This window comes from Pseudomonas sp. B392_1p, from assembly GCF_052245235.1.
In the GTDB taxonomy this organism is placed as follows: Bacteria; Pseudomonadota; Gammaproteobacteria; order Pseudomonadales; family Pseudomonadaceae; genus Serpens; species Serpens gallinarum.
Genome location: NZ_JBQPXM010000010.1, coordinates 166,840 through 187,810 on the forward strand (window position 1 = coordinate 166,840; position 20,971 = coordinate 187,810).

The window sequence follows — 20,971 nt, forward strand, 5'->3', positions numbered from 1 at the left end:
CTTGAGCCGTCCCGCCAGGCAGCACGCAGCTGCCTGGCAGGCAAGCGAGACAGATAAGAGCATGAAGGATTTCGACTACATCATCGTCGGGGCGGGTTCGGCTGGCTGCGTACTGGCCGACCGGCTTTCCGCAAGCGGGCAATACACGGTGCTGCTGATCGAGGCGGGGCCCGACGATCGCAGCCCGCTGATACGTATGCCCAAGGGCTTTGGCAAGCTGCTGGGCGACCCCCGGCATGCCTGGCACCTCCCGGTGACGGTAGACCCGGCGAGCGGGCGCACCCAGGAGATATGGGCACGCGGCAAGATGCTGGGCGGCTCCAGCGCGATCAACGGCATGGTCTACATGCGCGGCCATCCCGCCGACTACGACGAATGGGAGGCCAACGGCGCCAGCGGCTGGGGCTGGCCGACCATGGCCAGGGCTTTTCGCAGCATCGAGAACCATGCCCTGGGCGAATCCGAGCTCAGAGGCGGGCAGGGACCGTTGAAGGTCGCTCCCTATGCCCAGCGCAGCGCCTTCGGCGAGGCGGTGATACGGGGCTGCGAGAGCCTGGGGCTGCAACGCAAGGAAGACATCAACGAACTGGATCATGAAGGCGTCGCCTACCTCACCTACACGATCTCGGGTGGCGTCAGGCAGAGTGCGGCGCAGGCCTTCCTCAAGCCCGCGCGCAAACGGCGCAACCTGCAGGTGGTCACCGAGACCCAGGTGCAGCGGGTGCTGTTCGACGGCCAGCGCGCGACCGGCGTGAGCGCCTGCCGGGGCGCCGGCGAGCAGGTGACGTACCGTGCCCGGCGCGAGGTGATCCTCAGCGCCGGGGCTCTGGAATCGCCTCGCCTGCTGCAACTGTCCGGGGTCGGCGACAGGGATCTGCTGGCGCAGCATGGTGTGGCCCTGGTCGCCCATAGTCCCAATGTCGGGCAGAACATGCGCGAGCACCTGCTGTGCTTCCTCCAGGTGCGGCTACGCCACTGGCGCGACAGCCAGAACCGGGAGTTCTCCGGTCCCCGCCTGGTCAAGAACGCCCTGCAGTACATGCTCGCCAAGGGCGGCGTCATGGCGCTCGGCTCCTATCCGGTCGGCGGCTTCTTCAGAACCCGCCCGGATGTGGATCGCCCGGATGCGCAGTTGCTGGTGGCGCCGTTCTCGATGGACTTTTCCTCGCCGACCTATCGCTTCGAGTCCTTCCCGGGCATGCAGCTGTTCAGCTATCCGTTGCGTCCGCGCAGCCAGGGCAGCGTGACCATCGAATCCGCCGACCCCGCACAGCCCGCCCGCATCGTCACCAATTACCTGGCCGACGAATACGATCGCCAGGTCTCGGTAGGGGCGTTTCGTTTCATGCGCAAGCTGATCCACAGCGCGCCCCTGAGCGACCTGGTGCTGGAAGAGACCCACCCTGGCACGCGGGCGTGGACCGATGACGAGATCGTCGACGAATTTTGCCGCTACGGGCAATCCGGCTATCACGCCTGCGGAACCTGCGCGATGGGCTCGCACGATGAGTCCGTGCTCGATCCCCGGCTGCGGGTCAGGGGTGTACAGGGACTGCGCGTGATGGATCTGTCGGTCATTCCGACGATGGTCTCCGGCAATACCAACGGCCCGATGATGGCCATGGCCTGGCGGGCCGCAGAGCTGATCCTGGAGGATGCCCGATGACGGCTTTTCAGGACTACGCCGGCCGCTTCGCCAACATCGAGCTGATCCAGCGCGACGGCATCTTGCAGATGAGCCTGCACAGCGATGGCGGGCCCCTGCAATGGGGCGCGCTGGACGGCAGCGTCCACACGCAACTGGGCGAGTGCTTCCGGGCCATCGCCCGGGATCCGGATGTCCGGGTGTTGATCATCACCGGCAAGGGCGACGCCTTCTGTGCGGGTATGAACCCGCAGGAAATCCCCCAGGAGCCCATGGCGCAGGCGTGGCACCGCCTGTTGCGCGAGGGCAAGGAACTGCTGACGAGTCTGCTGGAGATCGAGGTGCCGGTGATCGGCGCCATCAACGGCCCGGCCTACATCCATGCGGAAATCCCGGTGCTCTCGGACATCGTTCTGGCCAGCGAGAACGCGGAGCTGGCCGACCTGGCGCACTTCATCCATGGCGTGGTGCCCGGCGATGGCGTGCAGGTGATATGGCCGATGCTGCTGGGGCCGAACCGCGCCCGCTACTTCCTGCTCACCGGGCAACGGCTTTCCGCGCTCGAGGCACAGGCGCTGGGCGTGGTCGCCGAAGTGTTGCCAGCGGAAAAGCTGCTGGAGCGAGCCTGGGAACTGGCGCAAGGCATCGCTCGCCAGCCGGCCTTGAGTGCGCGCTACACCCGTGTGGCCTTCACCCAGCCGATCAGGCGCCGGCTGTTCGATGAGCTGGGCTATGGCCTGGCCCTGGAAGGCTTGGCGGCCATCGCCCTGAGCCACTGACGAAAAAGAGAGGATTGCGCCATGCAACAGAATATGGATCCGCGTGCTCAGGAGATCGTGCAGAAGGCCCTGGATCATGCCACCGGCGCCGGCGGTGAAGTCGGGGTGCAGGTCGCGGCCTATCTCGATGGCAAGCTGGTGATCGACGCCTGGAGCGGCGTCGCGGATCCGGCAACCGGGCGGGCGGTGGATGGTGACACGCTGTTCAACGTCTACTCGGTGACCAAGGCGGTGGCCGCCACCGCCCTGCATATCCTGGCGGAGCGCGGGCACATCGACTACGACGCGCCGGTGAGTCGTTATTGGCCGGAATACGCCGCTCGGGGCAAGGGGGCTACGACGGTGCGCCATGTGCTGACCCATCGCGCCTGTGTCCCGCAGATGCCGGCCGATGTCACCCCCGAGCGCATGTGCGACTGGAACTGGATGACCAACGCCATCGCCAATCTGGAGCCGCTGGCCGAGCCCGGCAGCCAGACGCTCTACCTTTCCATGACCTTTGGCTGGATCGTCGGCGAGCTGGTGCGGCGTGCCGACCCCAAGCAGCGCTCCCTGGGCCGCTTCGTGCGCGAGGAGATCGCCGAGCCACTGGGCATCGACGATCTGTGGATCGGTATTGCCGATGCCGTGGAGCCCCGGGTGGCGAGGCAGGTCAATGCCATGGCGCCCGTGCCGCCGGAGTACCTGCCGCCGCTGTTCCTGGCCTCCATGCCCGAACAGGTGGCGCTGGTGCCGGAAGTGTTCGAGCGGCCGGACGTGCGCCGGGCCGAGGTCGCCGGGGTGGGCGGTATCTTCAATGCCCGTTCCGAGGCGCGCTTCTGGGCATTGCTGGCCAACGGCGGAGAGCTGGACGGGGTGCGTCTGCTGTCGGCCGAACGGGTGGCGTCACTGAACACGCCGCGCGCCAACAGCGAGGAGCCGGATCCCGTCATGTTCGGTTTCCCCATCCCGATCACGGTGGGGGGCTTCTGGTTCGGTGGCGATCACCCGCCGGTGAGCTGCGTGCATAACCCGAGGGCCATCTGCCATCCGGGGCAGGGCAACTCGATCGGCTGGGCGGATCCGGATCTGAACCTGGCGGTCGCGATCTGCCATAACCGCCTGTTCAATCCGACTTCCGTCGAGCAAGACCCGCTTTTCCCCATTGCCCAGGCCATTCGCGAGGCATTGGCCCTGCCGCGTTGAAGGGGGCGGTCGGCCCGGTGTCGCTGGGGCCGATCCGCTGCGAACGACATTCACGATAACCATAAAAGGGATGCTGAATCCCGTGGAGTCTGCAATGAGCCAATCCGTGAGCTGGACGGTGCCCGAACACGTCCCCGAAGACCGCGTGGTGGATTTCGATTTCATGCACCCGCCGGGTGCGGAAGCCGATGTCCACCTGGCCTGGAAGACCTTGCACGATGGGCCGGATATCGTCTGGTCGCCCTATAACGGCGGGCACTGGATCGCCACCCGCGCCGACGATATCGAAGTCATCCAGAAGGATAACCAGCGCTTTTCCCATGCCCGGGTGACGGTACCGCGCAGTGACGACGTCACCCTGGTGCCGCTGGAGTTGGACCCGCCGGAACATACCGCCTATCGCAACCTCATCACCCCGTCTTTCCTGCCCCAGGCCATCGCTTCGATGGAGGACGATATCCGCGCGTTGACCATCGAGCTTATCGAGGGCTTCAAGGACAGGGGCGAATGCGAGTTCGTCGGCGAGTTCGCCAAGATGCTGCCGATCGTGATCTTCCTGCGCCTGGTGGACCTGCCCCAGGAAGATCGTCTGCAACTGCTGGAAATGGCCGAGCTTTCCGTGCGCGGAGACCTGGCAGAGCGCCAGCGCTCGCAGGGCATGCTGATGGGCTACATCGGCAAGTGGGTGCAGGAGCGCGCCCGCAATCCGGGTGGGGATCTGATCAGCCTGATCGTCAATGCCAGGGTCGATGGCCAGCCGATAGCCCCCGAGCGCATGTTCGGCATGCTGATCGTCGTGCTGTTCGGCGGCCTGGACACGGTGGCGGCGATGATGAGCTTCATCTGCCGCTTCCTCGCCGAGCACCCTGCCGAACGCCGGCGGCTGGCGCAGGAGCCGAATCTGATCCTGACGGCGGTCGATGAACTGATCCGCCGCCATGGCGTGACCAACACCGCGCGGGTGGTGGTCGAGGATATGGAGTTCAAGGGCGTGCTGCTCAAGCAGGGCGATCAGATTCAGGTGCCGAACGCGCTGTTCGGGCTGGACGAGCGTCGATTCGACAACCCGATGGAAATCGACTTCGAGCGCAAGCCTGTGGTGCATGCGGCCTTTGGTAACGGCGCGCATCGTTGCCCGGGCTCATTCCTGGCGCGAACCGAGATCAAGGTGTTCCTGCAGGAATGGCTCAAGCGCATACCCGACTTCGAGATCAAGGCCGGTGAGCAGCCTCGCTGTGCATCGGGTATGGTCAATGGCGTGCTTTATCTGCCGTTGCAGTGGCAGGTCACCTGACCCGCCTGCGCCAGGTATCGGGTGATGACCGCCACGGATGGCCAGACGATAAAAACAATATGAGATGACGTGATGAAGAAATGGCAATGCTTTTTCTGTGGCTACATCTATGACGAAGCCATTGGTTGGCCCGATGACGGGATCGCCCCCGGCACTTGCTGGGAGGACATACCCGACGACTGGGCCTGCCCCGAATGCGGTGCGGCGAAAAGCGATTTCATGATGATCGAAATCTGAGTGCGCCCAGCCGAGAGGAGCCAGCGATGCAATTGCCCCTGAGTGTCGAAGAGATCACCGCCGACTGGATCGAGGCCGCCCTGGCGAGGCGTTATCCCGGCGTTCGCATCGAGCGCTGCCGCATCGCCGATGTGATGCTGGGCACCTCCACCAAGGTGCGCGTCGAACTGACCTACGGCGGGGGCGGGCGTTCGTTAGATTTGCCCGGCACCCTGATCGTGAAGGGCGGCTTCGAGGAGCACAGCCCCTCGATGCAGTTCATGTATGCCAAGGAGGCGCGTACCTACAGGGAAGTTCTGCCGCTCTGGGACATCAACGCGCCGGCCTGTTTCTTTGCCGAGAGCGATGCGCAGAGCTACCAGTCGATCATTCTGATGGAAGACCTCGATCGTCGCCGGGTGACCTTCTGTCATGCCCAGCAGCCCCATAGCTATGAGCAGGTGAGCCGGCGTCTGCGGGCCATGGCGCGCTACCATGCGCAGATGTGGGAGCATCAGGCGTTCGCCGCCGGCGGATCACTCGCCTGGATCGAACCGCGCATGACCGGCGATACCCTGATGTATGCCGACCGCTACCTGCAGCCGGATGTCTGGCAGGGCTACATCCGCTCCCCACGTGGCGCCGCAGTTTCCCGCCGGTTGCACGATCTGGACTGGATGCGGGCGGCGTTCGGCAAGCTGGCCGAGTTTCATGGTCGTTACCCGTCGACACTCAGCCATGGCGATACCCATCTCGGCAACCTGTACGAAGAGCCGGATGGCACGCCGGGCTTCTTCGATATGCAGGTCAACCGTGCGCCCTGGTTCGCCGACGTCACCTATCACCTGATCTGCGCCCTGGATCTGATGGATCGTCGGGACTGGGAGCGCCCGCTGCTGCAGCATTACCTCGACTGCCTGACGGCCGAGGGCGTGGCGGCGCCGGGCTTCGAAGAGGCCTGGGAGTGCTACCGCCGGGAAATCGCCTGGGGGCTCTTCGTCTTCATGATCAACGAGACCCGCTTCCAGACCGAGGCGGTGAATACCGCCTATTGTGCCCGCTTCGCCGACGCGGCGCTGTGCCACGATACCCTGTCGCTGCTGGCGTGAAGCCTTGCTGGGCGGTCTCGATAAACGGGGCGATGTGGCTAATGCCTGTCAGTTAAGGCATTTTCCATGGTTGGCGAACGCCATTGACCCTGTGGGAGCGGACTTGTCCGCGAATGGGGTTGACAACAAGGCATCGCGGCCAATCGGAATGCCGCCAGCCGCTTCCATAAAGGCCGGGTCCGTTCGCCATGGCCGACTCAGGCATAGCCAGGGAAAAACGCCGTGATCCGGCAGGGGAATCGCGGCGTTTCTCTTAGAGCCTGTTCAAAGTCTGCTGCGCGTCGGCCAAACGGCGTGGGAAACGGCCCGGGACGCGGCGTCTCGGAATGCTCATTTACCACTCGTAAACTTCGCTTCCTCGGCCATTTCCGCCACCGTTTGGCTCTGGCTCGCAAGACTTTGAACGGGCTCTTAGAACCTGTTTACGATCTGCTGCGCGTCGGCCAAACAAGGTTGAAAACTCCCTCAGCAAGCCGCTTGCGGCTAACGCACTTCAGTGCGGCCCCGAAGGGGCGAGCGAAGCGAGTCATGCTCATTTACCACTTGTAAACTGCGCTTCTTCGGTCGTTGACGCGCTGGCGCTTGCCCTCCGGGCCAGCCTTCGGCTGTTACTCCCGTTGGTCGTTGCGCCCTTGTTTTGCTCTAGCTCGCGAGATCGTAAACAGGTTCTTAACTGACAGGCATTAGGCGATGTGGCGGGTATATAAATGGCTATGTACCCGTTACGTGTTGGCGGCGCAATTCTGCTCTTGTGGGTGCGGTTGGGCGGCATTCCGATTGGCCGCGAAATTCGCGGATAAATCCGCACCCACACATAGCCATATAAATGCCTTATGACACGCGAGCGGGGAGGGCGATGCCCGAATCCTGGGTTGGGCTGTCCGTCCACGAAGCGATCGGACTCCCCGGTTCGTCGACCGCTCGCCGCAAGCGAGCGACTCGTGGCTTGCGTGCCCGATCTCGCGCCCGTCCCATGGAAAGCTCTAAAAAGTCGCGCCCCGTCTGATCTGCCTTCCAGGGTTCCGGGGTTCTGCGGCGGGCTTTTGCGGGCATTTTCGCCGGGAGCGGAGCGCGTTGACAGCCAGTAGTGCCCCGTTTATAGTCGTGAACATCGTTCATAATTATGCAGGGGTGGCCGAGCCGCTCCTTAAACAAAAATAAGAAGCCAAAGGCGCCGATGAAAGGTGCCGATGTAGGAGGTTCGCAGATGACTGCTCGTGAATCGGCGCCAAAACCCGTACGCCCTGATTTTGTTCCACGCGAAGGCTACCTGTCCAAGGAATACGTTCAGCTCGAGAAGGAGCGGATGTGGCCCAGGGTCTGGCAGGTGGCCTGCCGCCTCGAGGAGATTCCCAACGTCGGCGACTACGTGACCTTCGACGTCATTGACGAGTCGATCATCGTCACCCGCCTGACCGGCGACAGGATCAAGGCCTACTACAACGTCTGCCAGCATCGCGGTCGGCGCCTGACCAGTGGCTGCGGCCATGCCGCCAAGTTCCACTGCAACTATCACGGCTGGCAATGGAACCTCGACGGCAGCGTGCTGCGTATCCTCGACGAGGAGGACTGGGCCGGTTGTCCCAACATGAGTCACGAGGAGCTGGCGCTCAAGGAAGTCCTGGTGGACACCTGGGGCGGCTTCGTGTTCATCAACATGGATCCGGATGCCGAACCGCTGGCCAAGTATCTCGATCCGATTCCGGAAATGACCGACTGTTTCGAATTCGAGAAGATGCGCTACCGCTGGTACAAGTCGGTGCGCCTGCCGTGCAACTGGAAGGTGGCGCTGGAAGCGTTCAACGAAGGCTATCACGTGGCCGCCACGCACCCCCAACTCCTCGATACCCAGGGTGACGATGTTACCCGCAGCTTCACTTTCGGCAAGCACGGCATGTTCGCCTATCCCACAGCCACCCGCTTGCCCGGTACGCCGTCGCCGCGTACCGGCAAGCCGATTCCGGACGACATTCGCCCCGGAATGGTGAGGTTCTACGGAATCCTGGAAGAACAGCTCAAGGCGATCGTTACGGATCGTGACTACGAGGCCACCAAACGCCTGATGACTGAGCTGGAGCCAACCAAGGATCAGTTCCTGGTGCTGGGCAAGGCCATGGAGTTCCAGGTCGAGGCGGCCATCGCCGATGGTGCCGGCTGGCCAAATGTCAGCGCGGAACAGATGGCGCGTGCCGGAACCGACTGGCATGTGTTCCCCAACCTGGTGTTTTTGCTCTATCCGGACGGTGCGTTGTTCTACCGTGCGCGTCCCGACGGCGACAACCCGGATTCCTGCATCTACGACATCTGGTCGCTCAAGCGTTATGCGCCCGGCAAGGAGCCGAAGCTCGAACGCGAGTTCTATCATGGCGTCGACGACTGGAAGCACGAGACCGTGAAGAATTTCGGTCAGATCCTGAATCAGGATTTCCAGAACATGGGGCAGGTGCAGCAGGGCATGAAGTCCCGTGGTTTCTCGGGGTCGCGCACCAGCCCGCTGCAGGAATCGGCGATTTCCAACTTCCACCGCGAGTTGAGCGAGTGGCTGTTCGGTAGGGAGTCAGACTAATGTCCCAGTGGGATGATAGCTACGATCTGGTCATCGTCGGCAGTGGCGGCGGCTCCATGTGCGCGGCGCTCAAGGCCAAGGAGCTGGGCAAGAGCGCGCTGATCATCGAGAAGCAGGACAAGGTCGGCGGTTCCACTGGCTTCTCGGGCGGCGTCTGGTGGGTGCCGAACAATCCGGTGATGAAGCGCCACGGCGTTGAGGATTCCTACGAGCGTGCCCAACAGTACATGGAGAGCACCGTCACCTATGACGGTCCCTCCACCAGTCCGCAGCGCCGCGAGGCCTTCTTGCGCACAGGTCCGCTGATGGTGGAGTTCCTCGAACGCAAGGGGATGGCCTTCGAATATGCCGACGGCTGGGCCGACTACTACGATGACCGTCCGGGTGGCGAGCCGCGTGGCCGTTCCCTGGTGGCCAAGCTATTCAATATTCGCGAGCTGGGCGATTGGGCCGAACGACTCTCGTGCTATCGCGGAGTGGCAATGCCGGCGAACGCCAACGAGTTCCCCGACCTGTTCCTGCTCAAGCGCACCTGGGCCGGTAAGAAGAAGGCCATGCAGCTCGGTTGGCGCATGGTCATGCAGAAGCTGCGCGGCCAGCAAGTGCTGGGCGGTGGTGCGGCCATTCAGGGGCGCATGCTGCAGATCGCGCTGCGTGAAGAGCTGCCGATCTGGACCGAATCGCCGGTCGAGGAACTGATCGTCGAAGATGGTCGAGTGGTCGGCGTGGCTGTCCGTCAGGGTGATCGTGTGATACGGGTTCAGGCGCGCGATGCGGTGCTGATCAATGCCGGCGGCTTCTCGCACAATGCCGAGATGCGTAAGCGCTATCAGCCACAACCTTCGTCCGCTGACTGGACCAACGCCAACCTGGGCGATACCGGGGAGGTGATCGAGGCGGCCATGCGTCTTGGTGCGGCCACCGACTGCATGGACGAATCCTGGTGGGTAGTCACCTCTCTCGGGCCGAACGAGGAACTTCCAGAAGGCGCGCGTACGGCGTCCGGCGCGCCCTTGCCCTTCATGCATCACCTGGATCTGTCGCTGCCTTATTCGATGATGGTCGATCAGGACGGTCAACGCTTCTGTGACGAGGCCGGTTCCTACATGGAAATCGGTCAGCGCATGTACCGGCGCCAGGCTGAAACAGGTAAGGCCGTGCCTGCCTGGGTGGTGATGGACAGCCGGCAACGCAAGAACTACGTCTGGGGCACCGCCATGCCAGGGCAGGTCCCGCAGCAGTGGCTGGACAGCGGCTACATGATCAAGGCCGACAGTCTGCCGGAGCTGGCGAACAAGTGCGGCATCGAGGTCAACGGCCTGATGGCCACAGTCGAGCGCTTCAACGGCTTCTGTGTCACTGGCGAGGATCCGGATTTTGGCCGGGGCTCGCGGGCCTTCGACCGCTGCCATGGTGACCCGACCGTCAAGCCGAATCCCAACCTTGGCTCGATCGAGCAGGCACCGTTCTACGCGGTGCGCATGTATCCCGGCGATGTCGGTACCGCAGGTGGTCTGGTCACCGACGAATACGCCCGGGTGCTGCGCGAGGACGGTAGCGCCATCGCCGGTCTTTATGCCACGGGCAACTCCACGGCGGGAGTCACCGGGCGCAGTTATCCCGGGGCGGGCACCAGCATCGCGGCATCCTTCATCTTCGCTTACATCGCCGCGATGCATTCGGCGGGGCAGGACAAGATTTGGTAAGGCACCGTACATCCTTGTGATTGGCTTTGAACGGAGAACAACAAGATGACAGCCGCAATTCCTGACGGCGAGATCCTGGTCGGCATCTACCAGCGCATGACCCGGATCAAGCAGAACGACGAGCGTTTCCGCTCGGTACTGAAGTCCGGCAAGCTGGTCATGCCGTACTACTCGCCGCGTGGCCAGGAGGTGATCCCGTCCGCGGTATCGGCCTGCCTGACCAACGAGGACTACATCTGCACCATCTATCGTGGTGTCCACGACATGATCGCCAAGGGCATCCCGCTGAAGGATCTCTGGGCGGAGTTCGGTGGCCGCGTCACCGGCACCTGCAAGGGCAAGGGCGGGCCGATGCACGTGACCCATCCTGCCACTGGCGTGATGGTCACCACCGGCATCGTCGGCAGTTCCATGCCGATTGCCAACGGTCTGGCGCTGGCCGCGCAGATCCGTGGCGAGCAGCGTGTCTCCATCGCCTACTTCGGCGATGGCGCCAGCAACATCGGTGCATTCCATGAAGCGCTGAACATGGCCGCGGTGTGGAAGCTGCCGGTGGTGTTCGTGTGCCAGAACAACGGCTATGCCGAGCACACCAAGTACGCCTACGGCACCTCGGTGGCCAACATCGCCCAGCGTGCGGTGGCCTACTCGATGCCGGGCGTCACCGTCGACGGCAACGACCCGATTGCCATGTACCGCACCGCCCGCGAGGCGGTCGAACGGGCCAGGTCCGGCCAGGGTCCGACCCTGATCGAGGCCAAGACCTTCCGTTTCCATGGCCACGTCTTCGGCGACGCCGACGCCTACATGGACAAGGGCGAGAAGGACGCCTGGGTCGCCAAGGATCCGGTACCGCTGTTCCGCGACTGGCTGATCGCCACCGGCCTCGCCAGTGAGGATCAACTGGCGGCGATGGAGGCGGCGATCGAGCGCGAAATCGACGAAGCCGTGGAATTCACTCTGAACAGCCCTTACCCGGATGTCGCCGAACTCAAGCGCGATATCTACAAGGACGAGGTGACCGCATGAACCAGGCAGCCAAGCTCAACAGTATTCAGGCGATCAACCTGGCGCTCGACGACGCCATGGCGGCGGACGAGAACGTCATCGTGCTCGGCGAGGACGTCGGCGACAAGGAGGAGGGCGGCATCGTCGGCGTGACCCGCGGCCTCTCCGGCAAGTACGGCGATTCGCGCGTGCGCTCCACGCCGATTTCCGAGCAGGCGATCATCGGTGCCGCCATCGGCGCGGCCATCGTCGGCATGCGCCCGGTCGCGGAGATCATGCTGATGAACTTCACCACCGTGGCCATGGACATGATCATCAACCATGCGGCCAAGCTGCGCTTCATGTCGGGCGGTCAGACCCATGTGCCGATGGTCATCCGCACCATGACCGGTGCCGGCTTCGGCACCGGTGGCCAGCACGCCGACTACCTCGAGGCCTGGTTTGCCCATACCGCCGGTATCAAGGTGGTCGCGCCGTCCAGCCCGGCCGATGCCTACGGCCTGATGCTGGCTGCCATCGAGGATGATGACCCGGTGCTGTTCATCGAGAACATGCCCACCTACTGGAACCCGGGCCCTGCCCCGGAGCGCGGCGTGAAGATCCCGCTGGGCAAGGCCAACGTCCTGCGCGAAGGCAGCGACGTTACCCTGATCAGCTACAGCCGGCGTGTGCTGGACTGCTGCGCGGTGGCCGAGAAGCTCGTCGCCGATGGCATCTCGGCGGAGGTGATCGACCTGCGCACCATCTCCCCGCTGGACAGCGAAACCATCCTCGCCTCGGTGGCCAAGACCGGTCGCGCGGTGATCGTCCATGAGGCGGTCAAGCCGTTCGGGGTTGGTGCGGAGATCGCCTCGCAGATCTACGAAGCGCTTTTCGACCAGCTCAAGGCGCCGGTTCAGCGGGTGGGGGCCAACTACGCCCCGGTGCCCTTCTCCAAGCCGCTGGAGGACGCGCACGTCCCTGGGCTGGAGCAGATCGAAGCCGCCGTGCGCGCAACTCTCAAGTGACGAACTCCCATTCAAGGAAAATCCCATGAGCACTCAAGTACTGCTGCCCAAGCTGGGCTTCTCGATGAACGAAGGCACCCTTTCCGAGTGGCTGGTCGCCGATGGTGACACCGTTCAGGAGGGACAGATCCTCTATGCGCTGGAGAGCGACAAGTCGGTTCAGGAGGTCGAGGCCCCGGCCAGTGGCACCCTGAAGATCATCGCACCGGCGGGGGAGACCTACGAGGTCGGCACCCTGCTGGCCGAGATCGTCTGAGCCGGGGGAAAAGCATATGAGCGCCGATGTTCAAGCCACCAAACCCGCTGTTGCCGAGCAGCCGCCGGCGACCTTCGGCAGCGACCTGCCGGCCTGGCCGCAGATCGACTTCAGTGAGTTCGGCGAGGTCGAGACCCGCCCGCTCAGTCGGATCCAGAAGCTGACGGCTCAGTACATGTCGCGCAACTGGGTGATGATTCCCCATGTCACCCACAACGACGATGCCGACATTACCGCACTCGAAGCGAGCCGCAAGGCACGCAATGCGGCGGGTGAGGCGACCAAGCTGACGCTGCTGCCGTACCTGATCAAGGCGGTGGTCGAAGCGCTCAAGCAGTTTCCTCAGTTCAACGCCTCCCTGGATGGCAGCGGCAAGAACCTGGTGCTGAAGAAGTATTTCAACATCGGCGTGGCCGTGGACACGCGTTTCGGCCTGCTGGTGCCGGTGCTGCGCGATTGCGACCGCAAGAGCATCGCCGAGCTGGCTGCGGAACTGCAGGCCATCTCGACCAAGGCTCGCGACAAGGGCCTGTCGATGGCCGAGATGAGCGGCGGCTGCTTCACCATCAGTTCCCTGGGCAGCTTCGGTGGTACCGGCTTCACCCCGATCGTGAACGCCCCCGAGGTGGCCATCCTGGGCGTGACCCGAGCCCAGGAGAAACCGCGCCGGGGCGAAGGCGACGCCATCGACTGGCGCCAGGTGCTGCCCCTGTCGCTGAGTTACGACCACCGGGTGATCAATGGTGCCGACGCAGCACGCTTCACCGCCAAACTGGCGGAGCTGCTGGCCGATCCAGGCGCCTTGGAAGACTAGGGCGCGGATGCGGGCGAGCCGGCCCGCGATCCGAGCAAGACTTGCTCCGGCCCGTGGATGCCCTGGAACTGCCAGGGTGTCCGGGGCGTAGGCATGATCCGTTCAACAACAGCCTGACAAGAATGACGGAATTTCGATGAAGACTCTCGGTGAAATGATCGAGCGCAACGCTCGCTACTTTCCTGCTGGCAATGCGTTCACCTCTGCCGCGCGCAGAGTGAGCAACCGTGAACTGGCCGAGCGTGCACGTCGGCTGTCGTCCCACCTGTACCAGGCGGGTCTGCGCCGCCAGGATCGTGTCGCGATCCTGGCAATGAATTGCGTCGAGTATTACGAGACCTATCGGGCCTGCGAATGGGCGGGCTTTATCGCCGCCACGGTCAACTTCCGCCTAGCCCCGCGCGAGACCCTCTACATCCTGCAGGACGCCGCGCCCAAGGCGCTGGTATTCGAGAGTCAGTACGCCCCACTGGTCGAACAGTTGCGCGGCGAGTTGCCAATGATCGAGCAGTTCATCTGCATCGGCGACGCACCGGACTGGGCGTTGTCATTCGAGCAGGCGGTGGCCGAGGGCAGCGCCGACGGCCCGCCGATCCGCTCGCGGCCGGAGGACTTTGCCTACCTGATGTACACCAGCGGCACCACGGGCAATCCCAAGGGGGTCGTGCGTACTCATCATGCGATGTGTCGTACCGCGGAAATCTGCGGCTTGACCAGCGAATTCAATGGCGCGACGCGTGTGCTGCAGACAACTCCCGCCTTCCATATCGGCGGCATCGGTTTCGTCAATTCCGCAGCCTGGGTCGGCGGATCGACCGTCATTCATCAGGGTTTCGATCCGCTGGCGGTGCTGCGTGCGGTTCAGGACGAGCAGGTGACGTTCACCTTCATGGTCGCGGCCATGCTGCAGGCGATTCTGGACGTGCCGGGCATCGACGATTATCGCCTGGACAGCCTGAATCATGTGGTGACCGCTGCGGCGCCCATTCCGCTACCGTTGCTCAAGCGCGCTATAGAGCTGCTGGGGCCAATTTTCTCCATCCAGTACGGCATGACGGAAAGCAATGCCTGTACCTTGCCCCGGCACGAGGCCAATCCCTTCGGCACGGCGGACCAGATCAGACGCCTCGAATCCGTCGGCATCCCGTCCCCGGGCATCGAACTGCGCATCGTGGACGAGAACGGCAACGATTGTTCCGTGGGCGCTCCCGGTGAAGTCTTGCTGCGCTCGGAAACCCAGTTGAGCTTCTACTGGAACAACTCTGTGGCGACCATGGAAGCGCTGCGCAATGGCTGGTACCACACCGGCGATATGGGTTACCTCGACCACGAGGGCTATGTGTTCCTGGTGGATCGCAAGAAGGACATGATCATCTCCGGTGGCGAAAACATCTACAGCCGCGAAGTGGAGGTTGGCCTGGAACTGCATCCGCAAGTGCTGGAGTCCGCAGTGATTGGCATCCCCGACCCCAAGTGGGGGGAGACGGTCAAGGCTGTCGTCGTGCTGGCGCCCGGCGCGAAGCTTGGTGAGGAGGAGCTGATCGTCCACTGCAAGGCGGTGCTGGCCAGCTACAAATGCCCCAAGGCGATCGAGTTCGTTGCGGAGTTGCCGCGCATGGCAACAGGCAAGATCAACAAGGTTGCTCTTCGCCAGCGCGAGCAAGAGCGCACTGGCTGATTCGATAGCCAGGATTGGCAGCGGCTCCGTTAACAAACCGCAATGGGGCGTCAGGCCCACAGGAATGAGCGACCCCGGCGGATCGGATACGGCTCGCCGTCGCAAGAGATGAGGAGACAGCAATGAACTTTGAATTCAGTCCCGAGGATGATGCCTTCCGCAAGGAAGTCCAACAGTTCTTCCGTGACAGCATCAGCCCCCAGGTTGCGCACTACGGGTATGTCGGTGCTCACCCACCACCCCGTGAGGTGCTTCGCGAGTGGCAGAAAGCCCTTAGCGACAAAGGCTGGGGAGCTCCGCACTGGCCGCAGGAGTTCGGTGGCACCGACTGGTCGCCGCTGCGCAAGCACATCTTCCTTGAAGAACTGCTCAACGCCAACGGGCTGGATTACGGCTGGCAGGGCACCCACATGATGGCCCCGGTGGTGATCGCCTTCGGCAATCAGTGGCAGAAGGATACGTTCCTGCCTCCCTTGCTCTCCGGTGAAGTGTTCTGGTGCCAGGGCTTTTCCGAACCCAATTCCGGCTCCGACCTGGCCAGCCTGAAGACTCGTGCCGAACTGGATGAGGACGGCACCCACTACATCGTCAATGGCCAGAAAATCTGGACCAGCGATGCGATGATTGCCGACTGGGGCTTCTTTCTGGTGCGCACCGACCCGACGGTCAAGCCGCAGCGGGGCATTTCCTTCCTGCTGATCGACATGAAAAGTCCCGGCGTCACGGTGCGACCGATCATCTCCATCGACGGTGGTGACGGCCTGACCGAGGTGTTCCTGGAGAACGTGCGGGTGCCCAAGGAGAATCTGGTCGGCGAACCCGGCATGGGCTGGACCTACGCCAAGTACCTGCTGGAGAAGGAGCGCACCTCCAGCGCCTTCATCTACTTCAACAAGCGCGAGCTGGAAAAGGCCAAGGCCATCGCCCGCGCCGAGATCGTCGATGGTGTTCCGCTGCTGGAAACTCCTGCGTTTTCCCGTCGTGTGGCGGAGATCGAGGCCGACATCCTCGGCCTGGAGTGGTCGGTGTTGCGCATCCTGGCCAAGGAGGAACTGCGCGACAACCTTGACGCGGTGGTCTCGACCCTGAAGGTGCGTGGCTCGGAACTGCAGCAGCGAGTGACCGAGCTGCAGGTCGACGCCATGGGTCCGCGTGCCTTGCGCTTCTTCGACCATGACACGTTGGCCGGCACTGCGCCCAGCGAGTGGGACGACCTCTGGCCGGGGATCATGTACGGCCGTACCAACATGTATTTCTTCCAGCGTGCCTCGACCATCTACGGCGGCGCCCGGGAAGTGCAGAAGAACATCATCGCCAAACTGGCTTTCGGACTCTGAGGACGCACGCATGGATTTCAACCTTTCCGAAGAGCAACTGATGCTGCGTGACGGCGTAGAGCGCTACATCAGAGACGATTACGAGTTTGAACAACGCCGTCACCAGGCAGTGACCGGCGAGGGCTTCAGCCGCGAGCACTGGCAGCAGTTCGCCGACCTGGGCTGGCTGGCGCTGACCCTGCCGGAAGACGTGGGCGGGCTGGACTGCTCCTTCGTCGAAACTTCGCTGGTGCTGGAGTCGTTCGGTCGCGGCATGGTGCTGGAGCCCTTTGTCAGCAGTGCCATTCTCTGCTCGCGCATCGTTGATCGCTCGGGCTCCGACGAGCATCGCAACGAGCTGCTGCCGGCGCTGATCGAGGGCCGCCTGCTGCTGGCCCTGGCGGACAGCGAGCGAGGTTCGCGTTTTGCCGTCGGTTGCTGCGAAGACACCGTTGCACACAAGACCGCGCAGGGCTATCAGCTCAGTGGCGTGAAGACCCTGGTGTTCGATGCGCCGTCCGCCGACAAGCTGCTGGTCACCGCCCGCTTCGAGGATTGCCAACACCCGGCGGTGTTCGTCGTCGACCGCAGCGCGCCAGGCGTCGAGCTCAACGAGTATGCCGTGGTGAGTGGCGCACGCGCTGCGGACGTGCGTTTCTCCAAGGTCGAATTGCCGGACTCGGCGCTGCTCATCGATCCTTCACGCAGCCAGGTCATTCTCGACGAGGCCCATGACCGCGCCGCCCTGGCTGTGGTGGCGCAGAGCCTGGGGGTGATGCACGGCGTGATGGATCTGACCGCCGAGTACATCAAGACACGCAGCCAGTTCGGTCAGCCGATCGGCAAGTTCCAGGCGTTGCAGCATCGTATGTCCGAGATGTTCGTCGAGGCGCAGCATTCGCGCTCCATCCTCTATCGCGGCATGGCGCACCTGGACAAGCCTGCGGCCGAGCGAAGCAAGGCAATTTCGGCGGCCAAGGCTGCGACGGGCAAGTCCGGTCGTTTCGTCTGCGCGCAAGGAGTGCAGCTGCACGGCGGCATCGGCATGACCGAGGAATATCCGGTCGGCCATTACTTCCGCCTGATGACCCAGCTGGAGAAGCAGTTCGGCGACATCGACCATCACCTGGTGCGCTTCGCCAGCGGTTACTGATCCGCCGCCGCGCCGCTTCGCGGCGCGGCCCCTCTCAGGAGCCTCGCATGAACGACAACAAGAACAATGCTGCGCAGGACCGAATCCAGGCTTTGCTCGACCGCCAGGATATCCTTGACTGTGTCACCCGCTACTGCCGCGCGGTGGATCGCTTCGACCGGGAGATGCTACTCAGTGTCTACCACGAGGATGCCATCGACGACCACGGCAGCTTCTGCGGTGGCCGTGAAGCCTTCGCCGACTGGGCGCTGGCTTACCACCGCGAACACCAGCTGTCGCATCACCACATGATCTTCAACCACAGCGTCGAGCTGGATGGCGATCAGGCCCACGCCGAGACCTACTGGCTGTTCTTCGGCGAGAACCGCATCAAGCCCGACACCCTGGCCGTTGGTCGCTACATCGACCGCTTCGAGAAGCGCGACGGACGCTGGGCCATTGCCGAGCGGGTCTGTGTCTCCGAGTCGGTCAACCAGATCGAGGCGGTGGACTTGCCCGCGGCGTTTCGCACCGTGCAGATGGGCAATGCCAACAGCAGTCGCGACCGCGACGACGTGTCCTACCAGCGTCCGTTGCGAACGCGCCAGCGCTAGGGAGTCCAGCATGCGGGCATACCGGATCGAACACTACGGCAGTCTCGATGGGCTGGTGTTGCGCGACCTGCCGCAGCCCCCAACCCCGGGGCCCGGCCAGGCGCTGGTGAGGATGCGTGCAGCAGCACTGAACTTCCGCGAACTGCTGATCCTGGCCGGGCAGTACAAGGCCATGGGCAAGGACATGCCGATTCCGTGCTCGGATGGTGCTGGCGAGGTCGTCGCCGTCGGCGAAGGCTGCAGCCGGGTTAGTGTCGGTGAGCGGGTGATCCTGACCTTCTACTCGCACTGGTTCGGTGGCGAGATGCCAGCCGGAGGCGACATACTCGGGCGCGGCGGCTCCGTGGACGGCACTCTGTGCGAATACGCCTGTGTGGACGAGAACGAACTGGTGCGCGCACCGGACCATCTCAGTTTCGAGGAGGCGGCCACCTTGCCCTGTGCGGCGCTGACCGCCTGGTCCGCACTGACCGCGGGGGGCGGCCTGCTGCCGGGGCAGAGCGTCCTGGTTCAAGGCGGCGGTGGTGTCTCGGTGTTTGCCCTGCAACTGGCCAAGCTGTTCGGTGCACGGGTGCTGGCGCTGTCCTCCAGTGCCGAGCGGCTCGAGCGACTGCGGGCGCTGGGGGCCGATGAACTGATCGACTACGTGCGTCATCCCGAATGGCACGAGGAGGTCCTGGCACGCACGGCCGGGGCGGGCGTTGATCTGACCGTCGAGGTAGGCGGTGGTGCTACCGTCGAGCGTTCCGTGCAGGCCACCCGGGTCGGCGGCCGCATCAGCCTGGTGGGATTGCTGACGGGCGGGCCGGGGCTCAGCGAAGCCTTCTTCTACCGGGGCCTGTCCTTGAACTGCATACGGGTAGGTAGTCGTGAACAGTTCGAGCAGATGTGCCAGGCCATCGCCGTGCACCGGTTGCGTCCGGTGATCGACCGGGTGTTCGGCTTCGACGAAGTGCCCTTGGCTTTTGAACAGCTTCGCCAGGGACGGCATTTCGGTAAAGTTGTTATTTCAATCGACTGACGTCCACGCCCACGCGTAAGAAGCGACCTACCTGACTCCTTCAGTCCAGAGGCACCGGCATGGAAACGCACTTGCTCCATGTTTGAACACCGGGTTGGGTTGGTATGGCGTTGAGCAAGCACGGACTATGACTGCAGCGCGCACGGCCGCATTCCCTCCTTGAAATGCATCGCTTGCCCGCAAGGTCGCCGCACGTGGTCCAATAGCCAGGATCGCATCGAGCGGGTTAAGCCGGTAACCTGACGTCAAGCACTAGGGCGCCTACTGAATACGCATGCCCCTCTGGGCTAATTGTCACGCATGGTTTCGGTCCCGCGCAGTCTGTCAAGGGTTTGGAGGGGAATGCTCGGTGGCGTCAGGGGTATTTTGTCGTGCACTCATGCCTTCTCCAGTTCTTTCGGGGCCGCTGAGCATCGGCGGTAAGTTCGTGGGCAGCAGGCAGAACACCGGAAGCGCCTAGGCAGGGAGGGCGACGTATTTCGCCCGCGTCGCCAAGAGGATTAAGCGAAGCCCCTGCGCGCAGCGCGCAGGGGTTTGAGCTCAGAAGCGATAGCGGAATGTGCGCTCGACACCCGTAGCCGGGCTGGTTTCGCCCCAAGCGAACCAGACATCCGGCTCGCGTGTGTCGCCGACGCGGCGCCACCGGCCTTCGTTCTGCGGCGTGGAAGGCTGTGACTTGCCCAAGAAGTCGGGCATGCGCCCCTTGCGGTCGGGCAGGAACTCCCACAGTTCGTTGTCGGCCCGCAGGTACACGGCCTTGGGGAAGTTTTGGTCGTCGCCCGGCTTGACCAGCGCTTCGACGTTAGTGGTCGCGACCACCTCTTCCTTGTCGTTGGTGTACAGCGCGAAACCAAAGCGGTCGTGGCCTGACGAGAAATGTCCGCCCTCGAAGGATCCGTCCTTGTAGCGCGTGCCCCAGGTGTACCAGGTCACGTGCGTGTGGTGGCCGGCCAACGGGTCATCGACGCCGTAGAGCATCGCGCCTTCGCGCATGAACACCGTGTCGGCGCAGATGAAGCCGCGCACGCGCCGGCCGTCCAGTGTGCCTTCGACCTGGAACATGGCCGACGCGTAGTAGGTGCCGACGTCGGTCTGGGGCAGGTACCAGTGCAGGCCGGGACCGCATAGGCGGCCAGTGAGCTGCATCACGTCCTGCTCTTCCCAGTGCAGGCTGTCGGGCCCATAGACGATCTCATACCCGCGGCCTTTCACATCCGACGGGCTGCGGCGGAAGGCGCTGCCGTTTTCCACGCCGGTGACGACGTTGTCACCGCTGGCCGCCCCCTGGAACAGCGTAGGGTCAAAGTGCAGGCAGCCGTCCGCGTTGCGCGTGGACTGAACGATGAAGCTGTTGCGGCCGCCCTTCGACGAGTCGCAGAAGCGTCGCGTCAGCGAATAGAGGTGGCCTTCCTCATCGCGCAGAGTACCGTAATGCAGCGCGCCTTCCCAAGTGAGACCGAAATAGCTCCTGGTTTCGATCAGTCGCTCAGGTTCATACAGATGTGGCCCGACGAGGGCCTTATAGCCGAAGTTACCTCGTGGAGGCCATTGCAGTTTGGACATGTAGAGATTTCTCCTGTATGTAAAAAAACTGTCCAGGCTTGTCGGTACTGCCGTTGCGGCCA

At 63.5% G+C, this 20,971-nt stretch carries 18 protein-coding genes; 17 read left to right on the forward strand and 1 reads right to left on the reverse strand.

From position 1 onward, the window contains the following. The first annotated feature begins 61 nt into the window (after window positions 1-61). From ACTV8E_RS15160 to ACTV8E_RS15240, 17 genes are all read left to right on the forward strand, one after another. Window positions 62-1,666, forward strand: coding sequence for a GMC family oxidoreductase (locus tag ACTV8E_RS15160; RefSeq protein ID WP_443200027.1), 1,605 nt, complete (start codon window positions 62-64; stop codon window positions 1,664-1,666). Beyond that, on the forward strand, window positions 1,663-2,424 hold the full coding sequence (locus ACTV8E_RS15165) for an enoyl-CoA hydratase/isomerase family protein (protein WP_443200028.1): 762 nt from the start codon (window positions 1,663-1,665) through the stop codon (window positions 2,422-2,424). The genes ACTV8E_RS15160 and ACTV8E_RS15165 overlap by 4 nt, the downstream gene beginning before the upstream one ends. 21 nt (window positions 2,425-2,445) lie before the next feature. After that, the gene (locus ACTV8E_RS15170; protein ID WP_443200029.1) at window positions 2,446-3,609 is read left to right on the forward strand and encodes a serine hydrolase domain-containing protein; all 1,164 of its coding nucleotides are present in this window, start codon (window positions 2,446-2,448) and stop codon (window positions 3,607-3,609) included. Window positions 3,610-3,703: 94 nt separating this feature from the next. Then, entirely contained in the window at window positions 3,704-4,903 is a 1,200-nt protein-coding gene (locus ACTV8E_RS15175; RefSeq protein ID WP_443200030.1) for a cytochrome P450, read from the forward strand. A 72-nt stretch (window positions 4,904-4,975) separates the two neighbouring features. Further along, window positions 4,976-5,140, forward strand: a complete 165-nt coding sequence (locus ACTV8E_RS15180; RefSeq protein WP_443200031.1) for a rubredoxin — start codon at window positions 4,976-4,978, stop codon at window positions 5,138-5,140. Between the two features lie 26 nt (window positions 5,141-5,166). Then, the gene (locus ACTV8E_RS15185; RefSeq protein ID WP_443200032.1) at window positions 5,167-6,228 is read left to right on the forward strand and encodes a hypothetical protein; all 1,062 of its coding nucleotides are present in this window, start codon (window positions 5,167-5,169) and stop codon (window positions 6,226-6,228) included. 1,207 nt (window positions 6,229-7,435) lie between these two features. After that, entirely contained in the window at window positions 7,436-8,794 is a 1,359-nt protein-coding gene (locus ACTV8E_RS15190; protein WP_443200033.1) for an aromatic ring-hydroxylating oxygenase subunit alpha, read from the forward strand. After that, on the forward strand, window positions 8,794-10,500 hold the full coding sequence (locus tag ACTV8E_RS15195) for an FAD-binding protein (protein WP_443200034.1): 1,707 nt from the start codon (window positions 8,794-8,796) through the stop codon (window positions 10,498-10,500). Before ACTV8E_RS15190 ends, ACTV8E_RS15195 begins: the two co-directional genes overlap by 1 nt. Window positions 10,501-10,545: 45 nt before the next feature. Next, window positions 10,546-11,529 carry a thiamine pyrophosphate-dependent dehydrogenase E1 component subunit alpha gene (locus ACTV8E_RS15200; RefSeq protein ID WP_443200035.1) on the forward strand — a complete coding sequence of 328 codons (984 nt, stop codon included), beginning with the start codon at window positions 10,546-10,548 and terminating at the stop codon, window positions 11,527-11,529. After that, window positions 11,526-12,515 (forward strand): alpha-ketoacid dehydrogenase subunit beta, encoded by a 990-nt coding sequence (locus tag ACTV8E_RS15205; RefSeq protein WP_443200036.1) that lies wholly within the window; start codon window positions 11,526-11,528, stop codon window positions 12,513-12,515. The genes ACTV8E_RS15200 and ACTV8E_RS15205 overlap by 4 nt, the downstream gene beginning before the upstream one ends. Before the next feature lie 25 nt (window positions 12,516-12,540). Then, the gene (locus ACTV8E_RS15210) at window positions 12,541-12,771 is read left to right on the forward strand and encodes a biotin/lipoyl-containing protein (protein WP_443200037.1); all 231 of its coding nucleotides are present in this window, start codon (window positions 12,541-12,543) and stop codon (window positions 12,769-12,771) included. 16 nt (window positions 12,772-12,787) lie between these two features. Continuing rightward, window positions 12,788-13,585, forward strand: coding sequence for a 2-oxo acid dehydrogenase subunit E2 (locus ACTV8E_RS15215; RefSeq protein ID WP_443200038.1), 798 nt, complete (start codon window positions 12,788-12,790; stop codon window positions 13,583-13,585). A gap of 136 nt (window positions 13,586-13,721) precedes the next feature. Continuing rightward, on the forward strand, window positions 13,722-15,263 hold the full coding sequence (locus ACTV8E_RS15220) for a class I adenylate-forming enzyme family protein (protein ID WP_443200039.1): 1,542 nt from the start codon (window positions 13,722-13,724) through the stop codon (window positions 15,261-15,263). Window positions 15,264-15,385: 122 nt separating this feature from the next. Continuing rightward, a complete protein-coding gene (locus ACTV8E_RS15225) occupies window positions 15,386-16,600 on the forward strand; it encodes an acyl-CoA dehydrogenase family protein (protein WP_443200040.1) in 1,215 nt (404 codons plus the stop codon). Window positions 16,601-16,610: 10 nt separating this feature from the next. Continuing rightward, the gene (locus ACTV8E_RS15230; protein WP_443200041.1) at window positions 16,611-17,732 is read left to right on the forward strand and encodes an acyl-CoA dehydrogenase family protein; all 1,122 of its coding nucleotides are present in this window, start codon (window positions 16,611-16,613) and stop codon (window positions 17,730-17,732) included. A 47-nt stretch (window positions 17,733-17,779) separates the two neighbouring features. After that, a complete protein-coding gene (locus ACTV8E_RS15235) occupies window positions 17,780-18,325 on the forward strand; it encodes a nuclear transport factor 2 family protein (protein WP_443200042.1) in 546 nt (181 codons plus the stop codon). Window positions 18,326-18,335: 10 nt separating this feature from the next. Continuing rightward, the gene (locus tag ACTV8E_RS15240) at window positions 18,336-19,346 is read left to right on the forward strand and encodes a zinc-dependent alcohol dehydrogenase family protein (protein WP_443200043.1); all 1,011 of its coding nucleotides are present in this window, start codon (window positions 18,336-18,338) and stop codon (window positions 19,344-19,346) included. A 540-nt stretch (window positions 19,347-19,886) separates the two neighbouring features. Here the strand turns inward: ACTV8E_RS15240 and ACTV8E_RS15245 are convergent. After that, window positions 19,887-20,909 carry a hypothetical protein gene (locus tag ACTV8E_RS15245; RefSeq protein WP_443200044.1) on the reverse strand — a complete coding sequence of 341 codons (1,023 nt, stop codon included), beginning with the start codon at window positions 20,907-20,909 and terminating at the stop codon, window positions 19,887-19,889. Between the last annotated feature and the right edge of the window lie 62 nt (window positions 20,910-20,971).